Origin of the sequence: Halomonas sp. 11-S5, assembly GCF_029889825.1 — a bacterium.
Lineage (GTDB): Bacteria > Pseudomonadota > Gammaproteobacteria > Pseudomonadales > Halomonadaceae > Halomonas.
The window spans coordinates 24,269-45,724 of record NZ_JARANW010000019.1; the positions used below are offsets into that span (position 1 = coordinate 24,269).

Sequence of the window (21,456 nt, forward strand, 5' to 3'; positions counted from 1 at the left end):
CTCCTCGATCATGCAGCCCTCTCCGGCACTCATCAGGCACGTTCAGAAAGCCGCCAACCTTAGGCGCAAGTGACGCCCGGCACAACCGTTCCTGAGCCCAACGGCCAGAGGCTCCGAACAACCTGGCCAGGCCGCCGCGACGCAACCCCCCCCAGCGATTCACCGGCATTGGCGCCGCGCTGAAGGGTGATGCCGTCCGGCAGCCAGCCGAAACCGCGTGACAGGAAGAGAGGTTCATAGCCGGGCCAGGGGTGAAGGCCGAACGTCAGGTCGTCGCGCAGCGAGCAGCCGGACAGCCCGAGCGGCAGGCTGGCCATCCCGGCCAGCAAGGCAAGGCACTCCCGACGCTGCATGCTTTCCTCCTTCAGCCCATTGATCCTGCGGTGGTCAGCGCCCTGACGCCCACACGCCGATCCGGCGTCATTGCCTTAAAGCCTGATATGGTATCGCACCTCGCCATGGGATGGGCGACGCTCAAGGCGTTCAGCCGCGATACATCATCCAAGCGGCGTCATCGGCAGAAGGGCCAGATCTCGAGCAGCCCGTCGCAGCGAAACTCCGCCTCGCAGGAGGCCAGCTGCCCCTGGTAGCGCGAGGCGGTCGCGGCCACCTGGTGGAGCGCCTGCGCGCGGCAGTGGCCCAGCGCTGCGGCTGCACCCTCGGCCTGGGCATCGCCGACCTCACGCCACACGACGACTTCGCCTCGCTGGTGGAGCGCGCCGACCGTGCCCTGCTGAGAACCAAGCGGGCCCGCGACGTCTCGCGCTGAAGCGTTGTCACATGGCGGAGTTATTGGAGTTGTAGTTTTTGACCAACTACGGCCTCAGGGTTACTATAACCCCATATACGAACGGAGCCTGAAGTGAAGAGCAGCGAGCTGATCAAGGAACTCGAGGCGGACGGCTGGATACTGGACCGCATCAAAGGCAGCCACCACCACTTCAGACACCCAACCAAGCCCGGCACCATCACCGTGCCGCACCCGAAGAAGGACCTCAAGAAAGGCTTGGTACAGGGAATCAGAAAGCAGGCTGGCCTCAGGTGAGGCCGACCACTCCGGCTCACCACAGGAGAAACGACATGCATTACCCCATTGCCATTGAAGTCGGCGACGATCAGCACGCCTATGGCGTGGCAGTGCCTGACCTCCCGGGTTGCTTCTCTGCCGGTGACACCTTCGACGAGGCGATCATCAATGCCCGCGAGGCCATCGAGGGGCATCTCGAGAGCCTGGCCGAGCACGGGGACCCCATCCCTACGGCCACCGCCATCGAACAACACCTGGCGAATCCCGACTATGCCGGCTGGGTATGGGCTGCCGTCGAGATCGACATGACGCCCTATCTAGGGAAAAGCCACAAGGTCAACGTCACCCTGCCCGACCTGCTGATCAAGCGCATCGATACCGCTGTCGAGCGCCACGCTGAATTCAAGAGCCGCTCGGGATTTCTCGCCCGCGCCGCCCTGCACGAACTCGAACGCCACGCCCAATGACGTTAGCGCCCCGGGATGTACGGGGCACATCATTTATCAATGGCGACAACGCCCTACGGCGTGCCAAGCGGGCCAGGGGCGCCTTGCGCTGAGCTGCCACTCTATGTCAGATCACCAAGCTCAACGCCCAGAGCCCCGGCGATTCGCTTCAGCACACCCAGCGAGCCGCTCTTCTTGCCCGACTCTACCGCAACCGCATAATATGCCGCATTGCGTTATATGCCGCCATGCGTTATGTTGAGATCAGGGCATCGCAGGGCGCGACATGATCAAGAGCTTCAAGGACAAGCAGACCGCCACCATCGCTAGCGGCAGGATGTCACGCAAGCTGCCACAAGACATGCAGCGCAATGCCTTGAAGGGGCTGCGCCAGCTGGAAGCTGCCGACAACCTTGACGATCTGCGCATTCCACCCGGCAATCGATTGGAAGCGCTGCACGGCGATCGTGAAGGCCAGTACAGCGTCCGCATCAACGCTCAATGGCGGCTGTGCTTCCGCTTCAAAGACGGCAATGCCCATGATGTTGAAATCGTCGACTACCACTGAGGAGGCGACCATGACGGAAAGACTGCCCAACATCCACCCGGGCGAGATCCTCCTCGAGGACTTCATCGAGCCCATGGGGCTGACCAAAAACGCCTTGGCCACAGCCATCGGCGTACCGGCCACCCGCATCGGCCAGATCACCCGCGGTGAGCGCGCCATCACCGCCGACACCGATCTTCGCCTGTCCCGTTATTTCGGTACCAGCGAAGGCTACTGGCTGCGGCTGCAGAATGCCTACGACCTGGAGCAGGCCAAGCGCAAAGGACGTTTCAACGGCATCCGCCCGCACGCCGCCTAGCCTCACCTGCCCCCTGGTAGTGGGCAAGGTACGCCTCGGGGGAAAGGCTGATGACGACGTCGATGGAGGGCAAGGCAGCAATCCTGGGGGCTACCGGCAGCGGCCCGGCAAGGGCTCTACCTGCGTCACTCTGTGCATGGTCTTTACTCCAGGGGTCAACACCGCCACGCTTTTATCCGGCGCTGACATTCACCTGCCGGTAAACGAGCGCCATTTTCCAACATCGTTTCCAGTGAGTCGGCAAGCGCCCCACCGGATACCAGTTTAGTGTCATACAATTGATCGAGTATCCAGAGGACACCACGCACATCGAGCTGCCCTTGATGACCGGAACGTCGAAGAGAACCGTCTCCTGTCAACAGAGTCCAGTTTCGCTCTTTGGCGAGAAAATAGCAGGACACATCAGCGAGGGAGGAGTTGCCCAGTGAACTCCTCAGCTCATACAACGAGAGCACCTCGACTCCTGACAGCGCCTCGATGCCTAGCCCCAACCCAACAAGTTCCTGCCCATCCGGACGCTGGAGTTCCCGCAACACGAAATCTGTCGTAACAAACCGATGGTCGAGCTGGAAGACCATATACAGCAAACCGCCACGATACAAATCGATCCAGATATTGGTATCTGAGACGACGACCTTACCGGCCATCAACGCCCTCACCGTCACGGCTGTTTCGCATGATCACCTCGATCTCGGATAACGAGGTGTCCAGCAACTCGGCGGCACGGGAAGGTGTAATGAGCTCTTCTGCCAAAGCCCGATATACGAGCTGCCTCAGTCGACAGGAAGATTCCGACGACAACGGCCCTGGCTCATTTCGGCGAAAGCCCTTTATCGACCACCGTTTTGCGGTTTGCCGGTAAAAACTGGGGCCTACAATACCCAGGTCATAAAGGCGACGCAGGATCGCCTGAATCGAGATCCCCCACTCCTGCTTCGCGAGCAAGAACTCCTCCAACAGCACATGCTTTCGATTCTGGCCAAATACTTCTTTCACCTGCTTGGCTGGAAAGAGGAAGGCACCAGCGAAGCGGTGGCACCAGTTCTCCTCATCACGAGTACCATGCACTTCATTCGGGATCTCCAGCACCAGATGACCAAGCTCATGGGCAAGGTTAAAACGCTGTCGCTCACCGGGTCGCTCAAGATTGCTCACAATGACAGCGTCACCACCGCCATTCACCAAAGCACAAAGACCATCGAACTTTTCATGGGCTGCCAACCCAACCACTTTGATGCCGCGTTCTTCCAGAGCCTCGGTGAGGTTGCTGATAGGGTTCAATCCCAACTCCCACTCTTCACGCAGCTGTTCTGCCGCAGGCTCTATGTCTTCAATGTCGTTGACTTGATAACTCTTGCGCCAATAGGCGAAATCATGAATCGGTGCTTCACTCGCAAAAAGCTGCTCTGCCACCAGGTAGCGCTCCAAGTGCTCACGTACCTGTTCCTTTACCGCGTCTTGCTGTTTTTTTCCGAAGGCCGAGTGTTTGCGAAAGTCCACCTCGCCCAGCTCCACGCTATCGCGGCGGAAAAAGAACTCGGCACTGATACCCATGGCATCTGACAGCTGCAGAAGACGAGTCGAGTTGGGCACATCCTTGCCCTGCTCGAACTTGGACAAAGCCTGCTTGGTGATGTCGCCCATGGCGTCGGCAAGTTGCTGCAGGGACATCCCCTTGAGGGTACGCGCACGGCGGATACGTTCATGCAGCATGGTTCATCTCCTTCCCGGGTCTTACATGCTTAGGTTGACATTTTTGGATCAAGTTGTCTAAACGTCAACCCATCCACACACCCGCCACCTTCATGAGCAGCCCGATTCACTCACGGACCACATTCCCCCACTGTCAGGATGAGTGTCGTGCCCTCCCCCAAGGACCACCAGGTCGCGGCTCAGGCGCGTCAGCGGCTGCTGACGGTCCAGCTCGAGCTCGCCCAGCAGCAAAGCGCAGAGCGCCAATCGGCCCCGCAGGCTGGAGGAAGGGACGGCAGCGACTCACCCGCGACACAACGCGATCCGCGAGTCGAGCACTACACGGCGATCGAGGCAACCAGCCGCGACGGCGACACCGAAGCGTTGCTGCGCGCCGTAGCGTAAAACCCGATCAAGCGTTCCGCACTACCCCTACTCTTGCCAGACCGAACGCCCCTGCTGCAGCGCCTGAACTTTCTCGTGGAAGTCCCTCGCCTTCTCGATGGCTGCAGCCTCATTGGCGTCGAGGGAGAGCACCGCATCTTCGCCCTCCCCTTCCTGCCGTTCCGCGTCCCGCACCGCCTGGGCGTGCCGCTTGAGCAGGCTCTCCACGTTCAGCCGGATGGTGAACAGCTCCAGCTCCAGGGCGTCCTTCTGCTCACGGCGCCGGGCTCGCTCTCGGGGATCCTCAGCCGCCTCGATGATGGCATGCAGAGTATTGCCGAGCAGCCGCTCGGAAGCCTTGAGCTTGGGCAGGATTTCGTGGAGCAGCTCGCGCAGGGTTGTGAGAGATGGAGCGATTGCGCTCATACCCGGTCCTTATTCGTGAATTCAGGCTTCAAGCGATGTCATTGCATCAGGCTGGCTGACGGGAGAACACCTTCCATACTTGGTCTAGGCGTTGCTTGTCGATGTCTTCCTTCAGCCGAAAAAGCCCAGCTGTCTCCACACTTTCCAGGGGCTCCAGGAACTCCAGCACAGCATGGTAGGGAGGCCTGTCCCAGAAATCGTGGATGAATATCCTCGCTTCCGTAGGATCGGGGTGATGTTTCAACAGATGCTTCACTGCGGAAAGCGCACAGGCAACCCGGAAGCGACCATCCACGAGAATCAAGTCAAAGGCCATATCGTGGGAATGGATCGCACGGCTGTAGTCGGGGAATCGCTCGCTGTGATCGAGCGAGACTGGATAGCCCCACTCCCGGGTCGGCCCGATATCCACAACCTTGACCTGGCAACCATCCCCCAGCTTGGCTTTCAACGCATTGACCCAGTTGGCATCACTCTCCACCCCGTACGCTGTCAGCCCCTGCTCTACCGCCCAGACAGTCGAGCCACCAGAGCCAAACTCGAAATAATGCTTTGCTCGAAAGAGCGACTTTCTGAAAAGGTCGCGCTCCGCTGACGACATGAAGGGTGCCTGGGGAACTGTAAAGCCTGACTCTTCATGTGCATCACCTGATGATTCTTTATTCTCTTCTTCAGCTCCTGCTTCTGCTTCTTCCCCTGCTTCTTCTTCAGCAAGTGGCTGCACCAATCCCTCAGCCACAAGGTATTGCTGTGCCTTGCCCTCATCTACTGAAGACAAGAGCAGGTGAGCCATGTCCTTGATACCGAAGATGGCATGCAGCAGAAAGGCCAGCTTGACACGCCCTTTCTTTCCAATATCGGCGATCCGCGCATGACTAGGGATAAATATTGCATCGGCACCCATCAAGTCGGATGCCTGACGCTGACTGAAAAGCACACTTTCCGGCAAGTGGCTTTTATGGGCCATGTCATTGAAACGGTAGAAGCGAAAACCATGGCGGACCATCCAGTGACTCACCTCGGCAAAGTTGGGCTGGCACTCGTGAGTCGGCTGGAAGGCGATACGCACCTGGACCAGAAGGGTATCCTGCAGCGCCTCTTCGCCGTTCTCGAGGATGGCGACGGCATCGCTCAGGTCGTCCAGGATCAGCCAGTCGAGGCTTTCCAGGCCCTCGATGCTGTCGAGCGTGATGGTATTGATGGGCAGTTCGGTCAGCACCCGGCTGCCCTGGCGTTGCGAGTCATCCAGCTGCTCCACTGGCAAGGGGCGCAGCGTGCTGCTCATGGCCGGGTCCAGGCAGGCGTGCAGCGTCGCCGGCCGGCCATCCCCCAACACGGCGTGGGGAAAGAGCTGAACATCGCCGCTTCCCTCGAACCGGCTTGCCTCCGCTACCCGACTGGCTGGATCGAAGGCCACCACCCCGAAGGCATCGAGTCCTATCAATCGTTCGAAATCCTGTTCACGAACCAGCTTGGCGCTGTTATCGATGACCACGATCTTGCCCGGCAGCTGCCAGTGGAACGCCTCGCCGCTTTTCGCGTTCGCGGCGGGAGACGCCGTGGCGGTTTCCGGGATGTCGATGGCGACGGGTTGCGCCTCCCCCTCGAACCGGGCTTCGCCTTCCTTGTTGAAGGTGAGCGCGGCGGGCGGCTTTTCTTCACAGCGGCGTTGCCAGATGGCGCGCAGGGCTTTTAAAAGGTGGCGGGCAAAGCGGGGCGCATCGCAGACGGGGGAGTCCAGCAGCTGCTGGCGCAGCCCCTGGCGGATCAGCGCCAGGCTATCCAGGTCGCCGGCGAGCTCGACCACCCGCTGGCGATACTCGTCCCAGCTATCCGCCACCAGCTCCGGCAGACCCGCATTGATCAGATGCGTCGCGCTGTGACGACCGGCGAAGGATGGCCCCGGAAGGGTGACGACCGGCACCCCCATCAAAAGCGACTCGCAGGTGGTCAACCCGCCGGAGTAGGGCCAGGAGTCGAGGGCAATGTCCACTCGCTGATAGGCCCGCATCAGCTCGGCATGGGACGAAGGCCCCTCCAGCAATATCCGCTCTCGCTCGATGCCCGCCTTCTCCAGGGTCCGGTGAATGCTCTCCCGGTAGGCTTCGTTGGTGAACTGCCCCCCCTTGAGGAACAAGCGGGACTTCGGCAATTGGTGCAGTAGACTGGCCCACTCCCGCAGCAGCGGCTCGTTGAGCTTCGCCGGGTTATTGAAGCAGCCCAGTGTGATATAGCCATTGCCCAATGCCGGCAGCGGCCCCGGTGCAGACGGGGCATCGCGGGTCGGCATGTAACAGATGTAGTCGTCGGGCAGACGAATCAGCTTCTCGAAGTAGAGCCCGTCGACGCCGGGTGGTGTCTCGATGCTGTCGCTGATCAGGTAGTCGAAGGCGTCGAGCCCGACGGTGTTGAACAGCCCCCCTACCCACTTGACGATCAGCGGGGCCGGTTCCTGGGCCATGGCCATCAATCGATTGCCAGAGGTGTGGCCGGTCATGTCGATGAGGATGTCGATCTCGTCCTCGCGGATCTGCTCCGCCAGCTGGCCATGCGAAAGGTGGCCGACATCGCGCCAGTCCGCCACGGTGTTCTGGATGCGCCTGGCGAGCACATCATTGGCAAGCTTGTCGGAGTAGGCGACGAACTCAAGGTGCTCACTGCCGATGCGCTCCAGTGCCACGGTGATCATCTGCCCCACGGGGTGAACACGAAGCCCGCTGGATACCAGTCCCACGCGCAGGGAGCGGTCCGCTTCGCGCGGGGTGATGGGGCGCGCCGGGCGCCGTGCCGGGCTGTAGCGTTGCCGCCAATCCTCGGCCATCTCGAAAAAGGCGGCAGCATCATGCCGGGGATTGTAGTGAGCCGTGAAGTAGTAGTTTGAATAAGGGAGCGGATTTCCCCGTGCCATTTCGACGGCCTCCCAGTAATGGTGCTCGGCCTCGTCGAATCGCCCCATGGTGCTGTAGAGGTTGGCCAGGTTGCTTTGTACGCCAGGGTTTCGGGGGTGAGCCTGCGCCAGGGGTTCGAGGATGTCCAGGGCGGCATCGTAGTTGCGCTCCTCGACCAGTGCCGTGGCCTTGCGCATTCTTGGTAAGAAGTTGGTCGGTGTAGCCTCGATGGACTTGTCGAGGTGCGCTATGGCCTCGCGACGATCATCCTGCTGGCTGTAGACATGGGCGATGTTGAGGTTCGCCTGGTGGTTGTCGGGCTCGAACTCAAGAGCGCACTGAAGGTAGTGCTTGGCATCCTCGTAGCGCCCCAGCGTCTGCAGGGCCTTGCCCAGGTTGGCCAGGGCCTCGACATCCTCGGGCTTGATCTCCAGGGCACGTTCGAGGGCCGGCAGGGCCTGTGCGGCGTCGCCGCTTTCCAGCAGGCAGGTCCCCAGGGCCTTCCAGCTGAAGGCCACACCGGGAAAATCGCGGGTCAGCGTATCGGCCGCCAGCCGGGCCGAGGCGAAGTCACGGCGCTGATAGGACGCGAGGAATGCCTCGGCCTGGGAATCCAGCTTGCGCCGCAGCGCCGAAGGGGACGACTGGCGGCGAGAGAGACGATTCTTGCGTGCCATGGTACAGCTTTCTCCGGAAGGTGGGGGCGATCTGGCCGACAGGATGACCCGATAAAAAACGGGGTGGCCAAGGCCACCCCGTATGGTGCAACACTCGCTGTGGCGATGCCAGATCAGCCCAGCAGCGAGAGCACGTTCTGCGGCGTCTGGTTGGCCTGGGCGAGAACCGAGGTGCCGGCCTGCTGCAGGATCTGCGCGCGGGTCATGTTGGCCACCTCGGAAGCATAATCAGCGTCCTCGATGCGGGACCGCGCCGCCGAGAGGTTGGTCTCGTTGGTCTGCAGGTTGGTGATCGCCGACTCGAAGCGGTTCTGGATGGCACCCAGGTCGGAGCGCAGGCTGTCCACCTGGTTCAGCGACGAATCCATGGCCGCCAGCGAGCCGGTGGTGCGCTCGTAGGAGAGCTCGGAGATGTTCGCATTAGCACCGGTCGCGTCGAAGGTCAGCGTGCCGTTTGTCGCAGTGACAGACGCCTCGTCCGCCTGCAGCGACATGTAGGTCACATTGGTCTGGGAAGTGGTGTCGACGCGAATGCCTTCTGCGGCCAGGCTTTCGACCTCACTGTCGGTGAGTGCGGTGCCGTCGAGGGTGACCTTGGCGTAGTAGCCACCATCGTCAGCGGTGAACAGGGTGGTGGAGCCACTGGCTGCTGTCGCGCTGGCGAAGCCGAAATCCGTGCCAGTCATGGCAGCGACGGTATCGATTACGGCAACAGTAGTGCCGACGCTGGCGGAGACAAAGTCATTTGCGGCGGTAACATTGGTCGCTGCGGCCGCATTGGCCGGACCGTCGACGTTAAAGGTATCCAGGCTCAGGGAGTTCGAGTTGATCTCCTCGAGGGAGACATCGATGGTCTCGCCATCGTTGGCACCGACCTGGATGGAGAGGGAGGCGTCGTTGGCGAGCACCTTGACGCCGTTGAAGTCTGTCTCTTCGGAGATGCGGTTGATCTCGTTGAGGCGCTGGTTGATCTCACCCTGGATGGACTCCAGGTCGTCCTTGGAATTGGTCTCGTTCTGGGCCTGAACGGACAGCTCGCGGATGCGCTGCAGGTTGTCGTTGACCTGGTTGAGGGCGCCTTCGGCGGTCTGCGCGACGGAGATGCCGTCGTTGGCATTGCGCTGCGCCTGGGCCAGACCGGTAATCTGAGAGGTCATGCGGTTGGCGATGGCCTGACCGGCCGCATCATCCTTGGCACTGTTGATACGCAGGCCGGAAGACAGGCGCTCCATGGAGGTCGCGAGGTCGTTCTGCGACTTCATCAGGTTTTGCTGGCCGATCATGGAGGTGATGTTGGTATTGATCACGGACATGGTGTGATTCCTTCCCGTAAGTTGAGGGCTCCATTGGCGGGCCCGCTGCGATGGGTGTTCAAGGCCCAGCGGGCCTGCCACAACGGCGCCGTTGGCCGTTACTCTCTATAACGGCAGCCCGTGGGGGGACTTTAGGGAAAATCGCCATTTTTTTGCCGCCGGGGCGCGAAAGCCTTGACACGGCACTACGCCTGACGAGGCCTGGCGGAGCCCCCGCAAACGCCATCGCCCCGGCCGAATGGCCGGGACGCAAGTTTGCGCAGTACGGTGGGCAGGGAAAGGTTCAGTCGCGGCCGAGCTGGGCATTCAGGGAGTCGAACTGCTGCATCAGGTAGCTGCTGGTCTGGTTCATGCTGGCGATCATGCTGTCCAGTTGGCCAAACTGGGTACGATAGCGCTCGATGGTGCGCTCCACGCTCTGCTCCATGCGCGCATAGCGGCGGTCGAGACTTTCCACGCGGCTCGCGGAGCTGTCGATCGCACTGTCGATCCGCCCACCATCGTCCAGGAAGCGCCCCAGGGTGACCTCCATGCGGCCGGCCATGCCGCCCGCTTCATCGGCACCGGCGAAGAAATCCGACAGCGACTGGGGATCATTCGCGATAGTCTTGTCGAGCTTGACATCGTCCAGCTCCAGGCGGCCCTTCTCGTTCAGCGAGACGCCAAGCTGCGACATGATCGTGAGCTCGCTCCCCGCCACGCTACTGGTCAGGTCGCGCACCAGGTCCGATTCGATATTGCGTACAGTACGGTCGCCTATCAGCTCACCGGAGGCGCTATCACCGCCGCCGTAGGCGGTCATGCGGCCGATGGTGGACTGCAGCTCGTTATAGGAGGAGACCAGCTTGCCGACGGCTTCCTTGAGAGCGCCGGTATCACGCGACACGTCCAGACTCAGAGTTTGACCAGTAGAGGAAGGATCCAGCTGCAGGGTCACGCCCTGGATGGCGCCCTCTACCGTATTGGTAGCGCTGGTGATGGTGATGCCATTGATATCCAGATCGGCGTTACGGCCCAGTTGAGCCGTGTTGGCATCCCCGCCCAGGGTGACGCCCCCCGCCAGGTTGGTGAAGGCCATATCCGTGATGCCAGCATCGGCACCGCTCTCGCGGGAACTGAGCACCAGGCGGTTACCGGTGCCATCGTTGATGATAGAGGCATCCACCCCGGCCGCAGCATCGGCATTGATGGTGTCTCGGATCTGCTCGAGGGTCGCGCCCTCCGCCAGGGCGATGCTTTTCGTGCCGCCATCGCCGAAGGTCAGATCCAGCGTGGCGTTCGCTGCGGTCAGCTGATCGTTGAGATTCGTCACTCGGGTGCTGGCCAAGCTGCCGGCACGGGCCGTCTGGGTCACGGCGATCTCGTAGCTACCGGGGCTGGCGTCGGCACTGGCACTGGCGGTCATACCCTCCCCCTGCACCTTGGCGGCGAGCTTTTCATAGAGCGAAGTGTCGTTGAGCTTGGCCACTGCGTCCTGGAACTTGCTCAGACCGGACTGCAGCCGACCATAGGCGGAGATCTTCGCCTGCTCCTGGGTATTCTGGGTCGTCAACGGCGCCAGCTTTTCGCGCTCGGCAGAGCGCAGCTGGTCGAGCAGGCCGTTGAGATCCAGGCCGGAACCGATGCCGAGAGATGAAATGCTTGCCATGCGAAGCCCCCTGTCGAGCGACTGAAGCGATATCGTAAATCATATCGGCGAGGTTCCGGGGAACTTTAGGCCGAGTGGTGCCTGCTCAAGTCGAGGCGCGCGACGTGGTCCAGGAGTGTGTCGCCGAGCAGACCAACCTGCTGTCGCTCAACGCCACCATCGAGGCGGCCCACGCCGGCGAGCACGGCCGGGGCTTCGCGGTGGTGGCCGGCGAGGTGCGCCAGCTCGCCCACCGCCGAGCAGGGCGCGGCGTAGGGCTCACGCCGTCAGGCGGGCATCGGAAGAAGAGGGACCAGAGAGTTGTTTGCCAAGGAGTGCATGGCGGATCGAGGCGTGATCCGCCAGGAGGAGTCAGCGTTTCATCATCTCTTCCAGGCTGTTGGCAAACAGGACGTCACGCATCCAGCCTTTCAACTGTTCATGGTCGGCCTGGGCGAGTCTCGCCTCTACCCACTCTGGCACCTCACCGAACTTGAAGGTGAGCTGGGTACGCACCATGTCACGCGCCTCTTCCAGACGGCCCTCCTGACGGCCTTCCAGGCGTTCTTTCTTGACCAGATTCCCGAGATTCTCTGCCAACATATCTTTATCCTCCACCAGGCTTTCGAGCCGATTCAAGTTGACCTCGGCCCCCAGCCGATGCAAATGGCGCTTGAGCCAGCGGGTGATGATCCGGTCGATGCGCTCCTTGTCAGGGCCGGTCTGGATGATCGCCACCACGCGGTCCACGGCACGTTGCAGGGACTCCCAGCTCTCCCCGGCGTTCTCGACACTGAACACGCCGCTCAGTGGCGTCTGGCGCAAGCCCAAATCCGCGTCAGTATATCGCCCTTCGTCGACCAGATAGTAGCGCAGGTGAGGCTGGAGACGTATCGGCATGGTGCGATCAACTGCCGACTGGAACTCCAGCAGTATGTAGAGGAACACTCGCTGGGACGTACCCTGCCAGGTCAATTCCACCGACCACACCACGTCTTCGATCTTCTCCTCGAACAGCGGGGTGATGTAATGACCGCTATGGTTCTTGAGCGTCGAGAAGTCCATCAGCCCAGCGATCTCATTGGGCGTAAAGCCCTCGATCAGCTGCTGAACGAACTCTGGATAGCTGAACAGCTCCTTGTAGCTGGTCCCTACCTACAAACCTCTACCAGGGCCTCCATGTTCGCGTGACAGCCGATCAAGGGTGACGATGCGCGAAATAATCAACCCCGTGGAGTACCCCACCCCCACCAGCCTAAGGGTGATGACCATGCCGCACGCCCGGCAGGCCGGTGGCGACATGCTGTTTTTGATGGTCGGCAGCGGCGTGGCGCCGCTGATCACCACCTCATCGACGTCGGTCGATGAACAGGCTGTTGCCCGCCTGGCGCTTGGCCTGGCCCTTGAGCTCCGCCAAAACGCTGGCGATGTCCATTGCGGTCGCCCCCGAGCCACGCGACACCGCGTGATAGGCCATCGACAGCGTCATCAGCGGCACCATCACTTCCCGTCCGTGGCGATCTCGCCCCGGAAAGCCGCCGGTCTGTCGATGCGCCGTGGTGTAGAAGGTGGGGATGAAGCGTGCGAAGCGCTCGAGGATTGCCTCGCAGCAGGCCCGAGCCTCCGCAGGGTCCAGCACCAGCATGAAGTCGTCGCCGCCGACGTGGCCAACGAAGCCGTGATCCCCGCAGACCTCCTGGAGCATGCGCCCTAATGCCAGGATCACCTGGTCGCCCCGAGCATAGCCATAGACGTCGTTGTAGGCCTTGAAGCTGTCCAGGTCGGCGTAGACGGCAACAAAAGGCTCCCCGGCAGCCAGTCGCGCCGCCAGCGTGTCGTTGATCACTTCGTTGCCCGGCAGCCCGGTCAATGGATTGGCCTGCCGGGCACTACGCACCTGAAGGGCGGTAATCTCGCGTAGCAGGTCGATGGCCTGACCCAGTCCGCGATAGCGCCCGTCAGCATCGACAATCACGAAGTCGTCCTGGCGCCCCTGGCTCGAGCCGGTGATCTGGCGGCTGAGCGTCTCCAGCGGCATGGACTCTTCGGCGATCAGCATGCGGCGGTCCATCAGCGCATCAATGGAACGCCGGGCATGCAGAGAGTGGCTGAAGGGGTTGGTGAACTCGGACAGGAACTCGTGCTGGCGAACCACGCCCACGGGGCGCTGGTCGTCGTCCAGCACGGCCAGGCAGCGCAGGCCGGGGTCCTCGCGAAAACGCGTCACCACCTCGGGGACCGGCGTGCCCTGCGCCACGGGGGGCAGGTGGCGACATAGCATGGCGGCGCTGGTGCCGAAGTTGCCCGAGACGGCCCTGGGCGTCGACGGGGGCTGCTCGAGCCGGCGAAGGGGTTCTCGGGCCGGCCGCGCGAAATAGTAGCCCTGCATCAGAGTACAGTTCATGCCCCACAGGCAGCGTTGCTCGCCGGCGGTCTCGATGCCCTCGGCAATGACCTGACACCCCAGGCTGCGCGACACCTCGAGCAGCGAACCGAGAAACTGGCTCTTGCCGGGGTCACGGTCAATCTCCTCGACAAAGTGGCGATCGATCTTGACGAAATCGGGACGCAGCTCGGCCCAGTGGCGCAGGCTGGAATAACCGGCCCCCAGGTCATCCAGCGCCACCTGGAAGCCCATGCGCCGGTAGTGGTCCACGGCCTGGCGCATCAGGGCGTAGTCGTGGATCGGCAGATGCTCCGTCAACTCGATCACCACTCGCTCGGGCGACAGCCCTACCCCATCCAGATAGGCGCGCGTCAGTCCCTCGCGAAAGTTGTCCTCGAGGAGCGAGGTCGGCATGACGTTGAGGAAGAGCCGCCCCGGGAGTTCGAGCCGCGCGAAGGCCTCGATGGCCGCGCGGCGACACAGCAGGTCCAGCTCCACCAGCCGACCGGTCAACCGAGCCGTGTCGAACAGCGTCAGCGGCGAGTGCAGCGCCGAGTCCGACGGCCCCCGGGACAGGGCCTCGTAACCGAAGACGCCCTGGCAGCTGGCATCGACGATGGGTTGGAAGAGTGGCGTGATGCGGCCCTGCTTGAGGATGTGGTCAAGCTCCTGGGCCTCGTGATCGATCATGGCATCGGGCACGTTGTTCGCCTGGGTAGTGGCATCGTGCATCGCGTTCTCTCCCTCAGGCAGGCAGTGCCTCGAGTTCCTTTGGCTTGCTCGCCTCGATGTCGCGAGACGCGTCCTCCGCCGCATCGCGGCCATCCACATCCCCCTGCCACCGGGTCGATGATGGCAGGCGAAAGCGCGCGGTGAAGTCCCGCATGCGCCCGGCCTCATCCTCCAGGGCCGCCGCGGCTCGATTGGCCTGCTCCACCATGGTGCTATTGCGCTGCGTGACGATGCCCATTTGATGCATGGCCTGGTTGATCTGATCCAGACCGCGGTGCTGTTCGGTGGCGGCGTGCGCGATCCAGTCAGTACACTCGCCGAGCCTCTGGATGGCGTCGACTATGGCGGCCATGTCCTCGCTGGCCCGACGCGACAGCCCATCACCCCGTTCGACGCTGCCCCGGGAGGCCTCGATAAGCGCCCGGATCTCCTGGGCCGCCTGGGCACTGCGCGAGGCCAGCAGTCGGACCTCCTCGGCCACGACCGCGAAACCGCGCCCCTGCTCGCCTGCCCGGGCGGCTTCTACCGAAGCATTGAGTGCCAGCAGGTTGGTCTGGAAGGCAATGTCATCGATCAATCCGACAATCTCGCCGATTCGGCTTGAGCGCTCGCGAATCTCGGCCATGGTCTCGACGAATGCGCCTACCCCATCATTGCCCTGACGGGCCTTGCCGGTGGCCTGCTCGGCAAGCGTATTGGCCTCGCGGACATGGCCGGCGGTGTCGGCAACCGAGGCGGTCATTTCATCCAGGCTGGAGGCGGTCTGCTCGAGAGAGGCCGCCTGCTGCTGGGTGCGGGCCGACAGCTCCTGATTGCCCTCGCTCAGGTGCGCGGCATTGTCGAGTACTCGATCGCCACCGTCTCGGACCCGCTCGACAGTCTCTGCCAGGGCCCGTCGCATGCCGTCGAGCTCGGCATAAAGCTGACCGATCTCATTGTCGCCTCGCGCTTCCACTGGAGTCGCCAGATCACCGTCGGCAATACACCGGAAGTGCTCGATGATGCGCGACAGTGGCCGAATGACATTGGCCCGCACGCCCCAGATCACCACCCACATGAGCAGCAGCGCGCCGCTCAGGGCGCCGGCCAGTGCCAGGTTGAGCCAACCGGCCATGGCATTGAAGCGCTCGGCCAGGGCATCGCCACGCTCCGCCTTGGCGGCGAAGAAATCATCCGCAGCGTCCATGAAGACCTGGCTCAACTCCGCTACCCGGGACTTCCCTGCGTCGTAGCCGCCAAGATCCTCCTCCTCGAGGAGCATCAGCTGCAGCGACAGCCCGGTGTTCAACAGCGACTGGAAGCGCGAGGCCAGGTCGTCCATGGCGCCCTGCTGGGCCGTTGCATCGGGCAGGGCCTGGAAGCGTTCGAAGGCCGCCTCGGCATCACGCATGTAGGCCCTGGCCTGGTCGACGACCGGCCCGGGACGATCGAATGAGGGCACACGCATCAGATGAGCCGCGCGGTCCATGGCGACCTGGGCTCTCAGGGTGGCGATATAGGCCTGGTTCAAGGCCCGGGACTGCTGCACCTGAACCTCGTGCAGGTCCCCGAAGGCGGTGCGACCGTGATGATTGGCATAGAGGCCGAGGGCACCGATGCCGAGAATGATGGCGCCAAAGGCAAGCAGCACCAGGCTCCAGCTGAGCCGGATGGTCATTCGGTCGAGACGTCGCATCGGGGGTCCTGTCGCTGGTAAGTCGGTCGACCGGTCACAACGGCCGGCATGCGCAGACTTTATATCAGCGCTTCATGACATTCCGATGGCAATGCGATACAACCCGGCCACGATGGGCGCGGAAGCCCGCCATGGCCCTCAGTCGGCCGCCCGAGGAGAGACGCACACACGCGATTGTTCCGGTGCCTGACAGCGCGAGGTCATCCCCCCGCGACACGGCAGCGAGGATGATCAGGCACCTACGTGCTGGGTATTCAGGTAGCGCTCGGCGAAAGTCTCGGGATCCACCGGGCGACCGGTGAGATACCCCTGAATCAGGGTGACGTGATAGCGGGAAAGCGCCTCCAGCTGCAGGTTTCGGCGTGACTGAGCGAGCGCCTGATCACGCTGCTCCAGAGCCTCGCGCGCCATCCTTCTCTCTTCTGCCCCTGAGACACCACCTCGATGCATTCTGCCCTACTCCTCCACCCGTGTGGTGTCATCGACCACCACACGGTTGCGGCCCGCTGACTTGGCGCGATAGAGCGCCTCATCGGCCCGCGCCAGCATGCTGTCCATGCCATCACCCGGACGATATTCGGTGATACCGGTGCTGATGGTGATGGTCAGGCCCTGCAGGCGTGATTCGGCAATCTGACAGCGCAATCGCTCGGCAAAGGTGCTGGCTCCTCGTAGCCGGGTGTCGGGCAGCAGGATGGTGAACTCCTCCCCACCCCAGCGTGAGAGGACGTCGGTACTCCTCAGGCTGCTGGAAACACGATCGGCCAACTGCTTGAGGATGGCATCGCCAGTATCATGGCCATGTCGGTCGTTGACCTCCTTGAAATGGTCGATGTCGAAGAGCAGCAGCGAGAAGCTCTCATCGCCGAGCTCGGCCTGGAAGATGGCCTGACGTAGGGCGGTGTCGAAGGCGCGTCGATTGTAGGTCCCGGTGAGATGATCGAGTGTCGCCTGTCGCTCCAACTCATCTTCCATGCGCTTGCGTTCGGCGATGTTGTGAAACACGGCGACGAAGTTGCGGATCTGGCCGCTGTCGTCACGAACCGCGGTGATGGATTGCCAGAGCGGGTAGATATCGCCGTACTTGTTGCGGTTCCATATCTCGCCCTGCCAGTGCCCATTGTTTAGCAGGTCATCCCAAAGTCGCGCATAGAAATCGGCAGAGTGGCGCCCGGACTTGAAGAGCCGCGGAGTCTTGCCCAGCACCTCATGCTCGCGATAGCCGGTGATGTCGGTGAAGGCCTGGTTGGCGCGTTCGATCTGCATATGGGCATCGGTGATCAGCGTCGCCTGCCCGGTGGCGAAGGCGGTGGCCAGCAGCTTGAGCTCGCTCTCCTGTCGCTTGCGTTCGGTGACGTCCTCCTTGACCGCGACGAAATTGACGACCTCGCCCGCGTCATTACGCACCGGCGTGATCACCTCGGCTTCCCAGTAGAGCTCACCGTTCTTGCGCCGGTTGAGCAGCTCGCCCTGCCACACGCGACCGGCCTGCAGGGTCTGCCATAGGTCACGATAGACCGCGTCGGATGTCTCACCGGACTGGATCATCGCCGGCGTCTGCCCGATCAGCTCCTCGCGCGAATATCCCGTCACGTCCAGGAAGCGCTGATTGACGAACTCGATGCGTCCCTTGACGTCGGTGATCGCCGTGGCCGCCGGGCTCTGCTCGACGGCAATATAGAGCTGGTAGAAACGCTTGCGCAGCGACGTGATGTCCTCGCATACGCCTCCCTGAACGCAATCCGGCCCTGTCACGGGGCCCACCCAGGCTTCGCTCATCAAACGATTTCCTCTTCTTTTCGGACACACCCCGCCGTCCCTCTCCAGCTATCCCCGGGCATATGGCCAGCAAGGCGAGGGACGACTGACCCACGAAGTCGAATGAGGTTTGTGCCGAGGCGAGACGCATCATCAACGAGCGACATCGGGCCCGAACGGCCCAAGACGGTACATAGGGCGCCGACATTAAAGCCGGCGCCCGTCATGTCCGGAAGAGGGGGAGGCCCGATCACACCTGCATGTTCATGATGTCCTTGTAGGCCGTGACCAGACGGTTGCGTACCTGGATTCCCATCTCGGTGGCCACGCTCGCCTTCTGCATGTCGACCATCACATCGTTGAGCGCCACGCCCGGGGTTCCGGCCTGAAAGGCCTGAGCCTTGGCATCGGCATCGAGCTTGAGCTCGTTGATGCGGTGGATGGCGGACTGCAGCTCGCCGGTGAAGCCGCCCGCCCCCACCTGGGTGTCCACCCGCTGACCACTGAACGATTGGGATGCCGCCTGACTGGACAATGACTGCATCTGGGAGAGAACTGACTCGATCGCGGGAGCACTCATCACAACCACCTTGGCCTATAGGGTCACGAGAAAAGAGACATCAGACTACCTGACGGAATGTCTCGGCCATGCGGTCAAATGCCCCATAAAAACTGGGCTTTTCTGACCTTTAGGGTGACAGCGGCCGCGGATAATGGCCTCCATCAGAGTTCCGCCCACTCCAGGGGCGGCCAACCGCGATGGACGGACCGCACTCGATGCCTTCTTCCTCAATGAATCTTGCTCATGGAGCCAGCCGCGTCTGGAGGCCCACATGAGCAGTGGCGCTTCAGCCACCGATAGCCAAGCCAACCAGGGCTCGGCGGGCCTTGCGCGCCTCAAGGATCAGCTGCGTGGCAACCCGCTGTTGGTCCTGCTGATTGCCGGTGCCGCCTCGATCGCCCTGCTTGTCGCCCTGCTGATGTGGGCCCGCAGCCCCGACTACCGCGTGCTCTACAGCAACCTCAGCCAAGCGGACGGGGGCAGCATCATCAACGAGCTCGACACCCGTGGCATCCCCTACCAGTTCAGCCAGGGTGGCCAGGCGCTGCTTGTCCCCGGTGACCAGGTTCACACGCTGCGCCTGCAACTGGCGGAACAGGGACTGCCACAAGGCGGGAACGTCGGGTTCGAGCTGATGGAGAACCAGGCCTTCGGCATCAGCCAGTTCGCCGAGCAGATCAACTATCAGCGGGGCCTGGAGGGCGAGCTGTCGCGGTCCATGGAATCACTGGGGCCGGTCAACAGGGCCCGGGTTCACCTGGCGCTGGCCAAGGAGTCGGTCTTCGTGCGCGACCGTGAGCCGGCCAAGGCCTCGGTGGTGCTGACGCTGCATGCCGGGCGCACGCTCGGCGAGGGACAGGTCAACGCTATCGTGCACATGGTGTCCAGCAGCGTTCCTGACCTGGCAGCCGAGGCCGTCACCGTGGTCGATCAGAATGGCCGGTTGCTGACGGCCCCTGATGCCAACGGCCTGGGGCTGGACGGCACGCAGCTGGACTATATCGCCGAGGTGGAACGCTCCTACCAGCGGCGCATCGAGTCCATCCTGACGCCGATCCTGGGCAGTCAAAACGTCAAGGCCCAGGTAACGGCTCAGGTGGACTTCTCCCGCCGCGAGGAAACCTCGGAGCGTTATGGCCCCAACCAGCCGCCCAACGAGGCCGCCGTGCGCAGCCGTCAGAGCAGCGTCAGCTACAACGGCAGTGACGACCTGGCCGACGGGATCCCCGGGGCACTGAGCAACACCCCTCCCGGCGCCGCGCCGTCACTGGTGGAGAATCCGCCCGCCGAGGGAGATGCCGCGGATGCCGCGGGTGGGCAGGCAAACGGGGACACCCCGGCGGCGACGCGCAACCTCGATCGTGATGACGTGATCAACTACGAGGTCGACCGCAGCATCTCGCACGTCCAGTACCGTCGCGGCCAGGTGGAGCGACTCTCGGCAGCGATCGTCGTCAATTACCGCCCAACCCCTGACGATCAGGGCGTCATGCAGCCAACACCGCTCAGCGAGACCGAGATCGACCAGGTCGAGCGGCTGATACGCCGGGCCATGGGCTTTTCCCAGGCCCGTGGGGACGAAATTGCCGTGGTCAACAGCCCCTTCACTCGGGCGGCCCCGGAGATCGAGCCCCTCGAGTGGTGGCAGCAGCCCGACGTCCAGCAGCTGGCCATGACCCTGGGCCGTTATCTGCTGGTGGGCCTGGCTGTCCTGCTGCTCTACCTGCTGATCCTGCGTCCGCTGGTCAAGCGCGCCAGCCAGGCTCCCCAGGCGGCCACGCAGCCCGCACCGACCTTCCAGACCAGGGTCGGCGAGGATGACGAGGAACACGCCTCCGTCAAAGGGCAGGAAGATGAATCCACCTACAACAAGCCGCGACGCAAGCGCAAGGCCTCTGGCTACGAGGACAACCTCAATGATCTTCGCGAGATGGCAGAAGAGGATCCGCGCATGGTGGCCATGATCGTTCGCGGCTGGATGAACAAGCATGACTAAGTTCCAGGAGATAAGCGGCGCGCGGCGCAGCGCGATCCTGCTGCTGGCACTCGACGAGGATAGTGCGGCCGAGGTGTTCAAGTACCTCTCCCCGACCGAGATCCAGCAGATCAGTACGGAGATGGCCCGACTGGACCAGGTCTCCCACGATGACATGCACCAGGTGCTACAGGCCTTCCATGACGAAACCGAGGAGTTCATCGCGCTCAACCTGAACTCCAGCGAGCATATCCGCTCGGTGCTGACCAAGGCGCTCGGCAGCGATCGCGCGTCCAGCCTGATCGAGGACGTGCTGGAAACCCGCGGCACCGGCTCCGGCATCGATGCCCTGAATCTCATGGAAGCCTCGATGGTGGCGGAGCTGATCCGCGACGAGCACCCGCAGATCATCGCCACGGTACTGATCCACCTGGAACGACACCAGGCGGCGGACGTGATGGCGTTGTTCGACGAGAAGCTGCGCAACGATGTGGTGCTGCGCATCGCGACCTTCAGCGGCGTGCAACCCGCGGCCCTGCAGGAGCTCACCGAGGTGCTCACCAACATGCTGGATGGCCAGAACCTCAAGCGCAGCAAGATGGGGGGCGCACGTACCGCCGCCGAGATCCTCAACCTGATGAACTCCAACCAGGAAGAGGCTGCCATCGAGACGGTTCGCTCGCACAGCGAAGACCTGGCCCAGAAGATCATCGACGAGATGTTCCTGTTCGAAAACCTCATCGACCTGGACGACCGCAGCATCCAGCTCATCCTCAAGGAGATCGACACCAACTCCCTGGTGGTGGCGCTCAAGGGGGCACCGGAAACCCTCATGGACAAGTTCATGCGCAACATGTCCCAGCGCGCCGCGGACCTGATGCGCGAGGACATGGAGGCCCGGGGGCCGATCCGTGTCTCCCAGGTCGAAGCCGAACAGAAAGCCGTCCTGCAGGTGGTGCGTCGCCTTGCCGATGGTGGCGAGATCGTGCTGAGCGGCGGAGACGAAACCTATGTCTGAGCGT

General features: G+C 62.6%; 21 protein-coding genes and 1 pseudogene. 9 read left to right on the plus strand and 13 right to left on the minus strand.

Features of this window, described 5'->3' with window-relative positions:
* Positions 1 to 59: 59 nt before the first annotated feature.
* Positions 60 to 353, minus strand: coding sequence for a hypothetical protein (locus OP497_RS12815; protein ID WP_280548987.1), 294 nt, complete (start codon positions 351 to 353; stop codon positions 60 to 62).
* A 260-nt stretch (positions 354 to 613) separates the two neighbouring features.
* Here OP497_RS12815 and OP497_RS12820 point away from each other — a divergent pair, with 260 nt between their 5' ends.
* The 5 genes from OP497_RS12820 to OP497_RS12840 all read left to right on the plus strand — a co-directional run bounded on the left by OP497_RS12820 (position 614) and on the right by OP497_RS12840 (position 2,339).
* Positions 614 to 769, plus strand: a complete 156-nt coding sequence (locus OP497_RS12820; RefSeq protein WP_280548989.1) for a hypothetical protein — start codon at positions 614 to 616, stop codon at positions 767 to 769.
* Between the two features lie 93 nt (positions 770 to 862).
* Positions 863 to 1,045 carry a type II toxin-antitoxin system HicA family toxin gene (locus OP497_RS12825; RefSeq protein WP_280548991.1) on the plus strand — a complete coding sequence of 61 codons (183 nt, stop codon included), beginning with the start codon at positions 863 to 865 and terminating at the stop codon, positions 1,043 to 1,045.
* A gap of 35 nt (positions 1,046 to 1,080) precedes the next feature.
* Positions 1,081 to 1,494, plus strand: coding sequence for a type II toxin-antitoxin system HicB family antitoxin (locus OP497_RS12830; RefSeq protein WP_280548993.1), 414 nt, complete (start codon positions 1,081 to 1,083; stop codon positions 1,492 to 1,494).
* Between the two features lie 265 nt (positions 1,495 to 1,759).
* The gene (locus OP497_RS12835; RefSeq protein ID WP_280548994.1) at positions 1,760 to 2,041 is read left to right on the plus strand and encodes a type II toxin-antitoxin system RelE/ParE family toxin; all 282 of its coding nucleotides are present in this window, start codon (positions 1,760 to 1,762) and stop codon (positions 2,039 to 2,041) included.
* A gap of 10 nt (positions 2,042 to 2,051) precedes the next feature.
* Positions 2,052 to 2,339, plus strand: coding sequence for a HigA family addiction module antitoxin (locus tag OP497_RS12840; protein ID WP_280548996.1), 288 nt, complete (start codon positions 2,052 to 2,054; stop codon positions 2,337 to 2,339).
* A 155-nt stretch (positions 2,340 to 2,494) separates the two neighbouring features.
* Here the strand turns inward: OP497_RS12840 and OP497_RS12845 are convergent, their stop codons facing one another.
* Together OP497_RS12845 and OP497_RS12850 are read right to left on the minus strand one after the other, a co-directional pair.
* Positions 2,495 to 2,986 carry a hypothetical protein gene (locus OP497_RS12845; protein WP_280548998.1) on the minus strand — a complete coding sequence of 164 codons (492 nt, stop codon included), beginning with the start codon at positions 2,984 to 2,986 and terminating at the stop codon, positions 2,495 to 2,497.
* A complete protein-coding gene (locus OP497_RS12850; protein ID WP_280548999.1) occupies positions 2,976 to 4,052 on the minus strand; it encodes an XRE family transcriptional regulator in 1,077 nt (358 codons plus the stop codon). The genes OP497_RS12845 and OP497_RS12850 overlap by 11 nt, the downstream gene beginning before the upstream one ends.
* Before the next feature lie 147 nt (positions 4,053 to 4,199).
* Between OP497_RS12850 and OP497_RS12855 the strand changes: the two genes are divergently transcribed.
* Positions 4,200 to 4,436 (plus strand): hypothetical protein, encoded by a 237-nt coding sequence (locus tag OP497_RS12855; RefSeq protein WP_280549000.1) that lies wholly within the window; start codon positions 4,200 to 4,202, stop codon positions 4,434 to 4,436.
* A 27-nt stretch (positions 4,437 to 4,463) separates the two neighbouring features.
* Here the strand turns inward: OP497_RS12855 and OP497_RS12860 are convergent, their stop codons facing one another.
* The 4 genes from OP497_RS12860 to fliD all read right to left on the minus strand — a co-directional run bounded on the left by OP497_RS12860 (position 4,464) and on the right by fliD (position 11,367).
* Complete coding sequence (locus OP497_RS12860) at positions 4,464 to 4,841, minus strand: hypothetical protein (protein ID WP_280549001.1); 378 nt, start codon at positions 4,839 to 4,841, stop codon at positions 4,464 to 4,466.
* A gap of 46 nt (positions 4,842 to 4,887) precedes the next feature.
* Positions 4,888 to 8,406 (minus strand): tetratricopeptide repeat protein, encoded by a 3,519-nt coding sequence (locus tag OP497_RS12865; RefSeq protein WP_280549003.1) that lies wholly within the window; start codon positions 8,404 to 8,406, stop codon positions 4,888 to 4,890.
* 113 nt (positions 8,407 to 8,519) lie between these two features.
* Positions 8,520 to 9,719, minus strand: a complete 1,200-nt coding sequence (locus tag OP497_RS12870; protein ID WP_280549005.1) for a FliC/FljB family flagellin — start codon at positions 9,717 to 9,719, stop codon at positions 8,520 to 8,522.
* A gap of 283 nt (positions 9,720 to 10,002) precedes the next feature.
* Positions 10,003 to 11,367 (minus strand): flagellar filament capping protein FliD, encoded by a 1,365-nt coding sequence (gene fliD, locus OP497_RS12875; protein WP_280549007.1) that lies wholly within the window; start codon positions 11,365 to 11,367, stop codon positions 10,003 to 10,005.
* Between the two features lie 101 nt (positions 11,368 to 11,468).
* Between fliD and OP497_RS12880 the strand changes: the two are divergent.
* Positions 11,469 to 11,603 (plus strand): annotated as a pseudogene (locus tag OP497_RS12880) (methyl-accepting chemotaxis protein); the annotation flags it as partial.
* 115 nt (positions 11,604 to 11,718) lie between these two features.
* Here the strand turns inward: OP497_RS12880 and OP497_RS12885 are convergent.
* The 6 genes from OP497_RS12885 to fliE all read right to left on the minus strand — a co-directional run bounded on the left by OP497_RS12885 (position 11,719) and on the right by fliE (position 18,477).
* Positions 11,719 to 12,480: an Rpn family recombination-promoting nuclease/putative transposase gene (locus tag OP497_RS12885; protein ID WP_280549072.1), complete on the minus strand. Its 762-nt coding sequence runs from the start codon at positions 12,478 to 12,480 to the stop codon at positions 11,719 to 11,721.
* Positions 12,481 to 12,694: 214 nt separating this feature from the next.
* Positions 12,695 to 14,464: a bifunctional diguanylate cyclase/phosphodiesterase gene (locus OP497_RS12890; protein ID WP_348533116.1), complete on the minus strand. Its 1,770-nt coding sequence runs from the start codon at positions 14,462 to 14,464 to the stop codon at positions 12,695 to 12,697.
* 13 nt (positions 14,465 to 14,477) lie between these two features.
* Positions 14,478 to 16,139 (minus strand): methyl-accepting chemotaxis protein, encoded by a 1,662-nt coding sequence (locus OP497_RS12895; protein WP_280549009.1) that lies wholly within the window; start codon positions 16,137 to 16,139, stop codon positions 14,478 to 14,480.
* Between the two features lie 231 nt (positions 16,140 to 16,370).
* Positions 16,371 to 16,550 carry a hypothetical protein gene (locus OP497_RS12900; protein WP_280549011.1) on the minus strand — a complete coding sequence of 60 codons (180 nt, stop codon included), beginning with the start codon at positions 16,548 to 16,550 and terminating at the stop codon, positions 16,371 to 16,373.
* Positions 16,551 to 16,595: 45 nt separating this feature from the next.
* Positions 16,596 to 17,918 (minus strand): diguanylate cyclase, encoded by a 1,323-nt coding sequence (locus OP497_RS12905; protein WP_280549013.1) that lies wholly within the window; start codon positions 17,916 to 17,918, stop codon positions 16,596 to 16,598.
* 229 nt (positions 17,919 to 18,147) lie between these two features.
* On the minus strand, positions 18,148 to 18,477 hold the full coding sequence (fliE, locus tag OP497_RS12910) for a flagellar hook-basal body complex protein FliE (protein ID WP_280549015.1): 330 nt from the start codon (positions 18,475 to 18,477) through the stop codon (positions 18,148 to 18,150).
* A gap of 253 nt (positions 18,478 to 18,730) precedes the next feature.
* Here fliE and fliF point away from each other — a divergent pair, with 253 nt between their 5' ends.
* A complete protein-coding gene (gene fliF / locus OP497_RS12915; RefSeq protein WP_280549016.1) occupies positions 18,731 to 20,455 on the plus strand; it encodes a flagellar basal-body MS-ring/collar protein FliF in 1,725 nt (574 codons plus the stop codon).
* On the plus strand, positions 20,448 to 21,452 hold the full coding sequence (fliG, locus tag OP497_RS12920) for a flagellar motor switch protein FliG (RefSeq protein WP_280549017.1): 1,005 nt from the start codon (positions 20,448 to 20,450) through the stop codon (positions 21,450 to 21,452). Before fliF ends, fliG begins: the two co-directional genes overlap by 8 nt.
* Positions 21,453 to 21,456: the final 4 nt, after the last annotated feature.

What these genes read in the sequence shown, in the direction of transcription:
- fliE (WP_280549015.1), bottom strand. Translation starts at nt 18,477, where the DNA reads ATGAGTGCTCCCGCGATCGAGTCAGTTCTCTCCCAGATGCAGTCATTG.
- OP497_RS12905 (WP_280549013.1), bottom strand. Translation starts at nt 17,918, where the DNA reads ATGAGCGAAGCCTGGGTGGGCCCCGTGACAGGGCCGGATTGCGTTCAG.
- OP497_RS12860 (WP_280549001.1), bottom strand. Translation starts at nt 4,841, where the DNA reads ATGAGCGCAATCGCTCCATCTCTCACAACCCTGCGCGAGCTGCTCCAC.
- fliF (WP_280549016.1), top strand. Translation starts at nt 18,731, where the DNA reads ATGAGCAGTGGCGCTTCAGCCACCGATAGCCAAGCCAACCAGGGCTCG.
- OP497_RS12845 (WP_280548998.1), bottom strand. Translation starts at nt 2,986, where the DNA reads ATGGCCGGTAAGGTCGTCGTCTCAGATACCAATATCTGGATCGATTTG.
- OP497_RS12890 (WP_348533116.1), bottom strand. Translation starts at nt 14,464, where the DNA reads ATGCACGATGCCACTACCCAGGCGAACAACGTGCCCGATGCCATGATC.
- OP497_RS12830 (WP_280548993.1), top strand. Translation starts at nt 1,081, where the DNA reads ATGCATTACCCCATTGCCATTGAAGTCGGCGACGATCAGCACGCCTAT.
- fliG (WP_280549017.1), top strand. Translation starts at nt 20,448, where the DNA reads ATGACTAAGTTCCAGGAGATAAGCGGCGCGCGGCGCAGCGCGATCCTG.
- OP497_RS12840 (WP_280548996.1), top strand. Translation starts at nt 2,052, where the DNA reads ATGACGGAAAGACTGCCCAACATCCACCCGGGCGAGATCCTCCTCGAG.
- OP497_RS12895 (WP_280549009.1), bottom strand. Translation starts at nt 16,139, where the DNA reads ATGCGACGTCTCGACCGAATGACCATCCGGCTCAGCTGGAGCCTGGTG.
- OP497_RS12835 (WP_280548994.1), top strand. Translation starts at nt 1,760, where the DNA reads ATGATCAAGAGCTTCAAGGACAAGCAGACCGCCACCATCGCTAGCGGC.
- OP497_RS12900 (WP_280549011.1), bottom strand. Translation starts at nt 16,550, where the DNA reads ATGGCGCGCGAGGCTCTGGAGCAGCGTGATCAGGCGCTCGCTCAGTCA.
- OP497_RS12850 (WP_280548999.1), bottom strand. Translation starts at nt 4,052, where the DNA reads ATGCTGCATGAACGTATCCGCCGTGCGCGTACCCTCAAGGGGATGTCC.
- OP497_RS12870 (WP_280549005.1), bottom strand. Translation starts at nt 9,719, where the DNA reads ATGTCCGTGATCAATACCAACATCACCTCCATGATCGGCCAGCAAAAC.
- OP497_RS12815 (WP_280548987.1), bottom strand. Translation starts at nt 353, where the DNA reads ATGCAGCGTCGGGAGTGCCTTGCCTTGCTGGCCGGGATGGCCAGCCTG.
- fliD (WP_280549007.1), bottom strand. Translation starts at nt 11,367, where the DNA reads ATGGCAAGCATTTCATCTCTCGGCATCGGTTCCGGCCTGGATCTCAAC.
- OP497_RS12865 (WP_280549003.1), bottom strand. Translation starts at nt 8,406, where the DNA reads ATGGCACGCAAGAATCGTCTCTCTCGCCGCCAGTCGTCCCCTTCGGCG.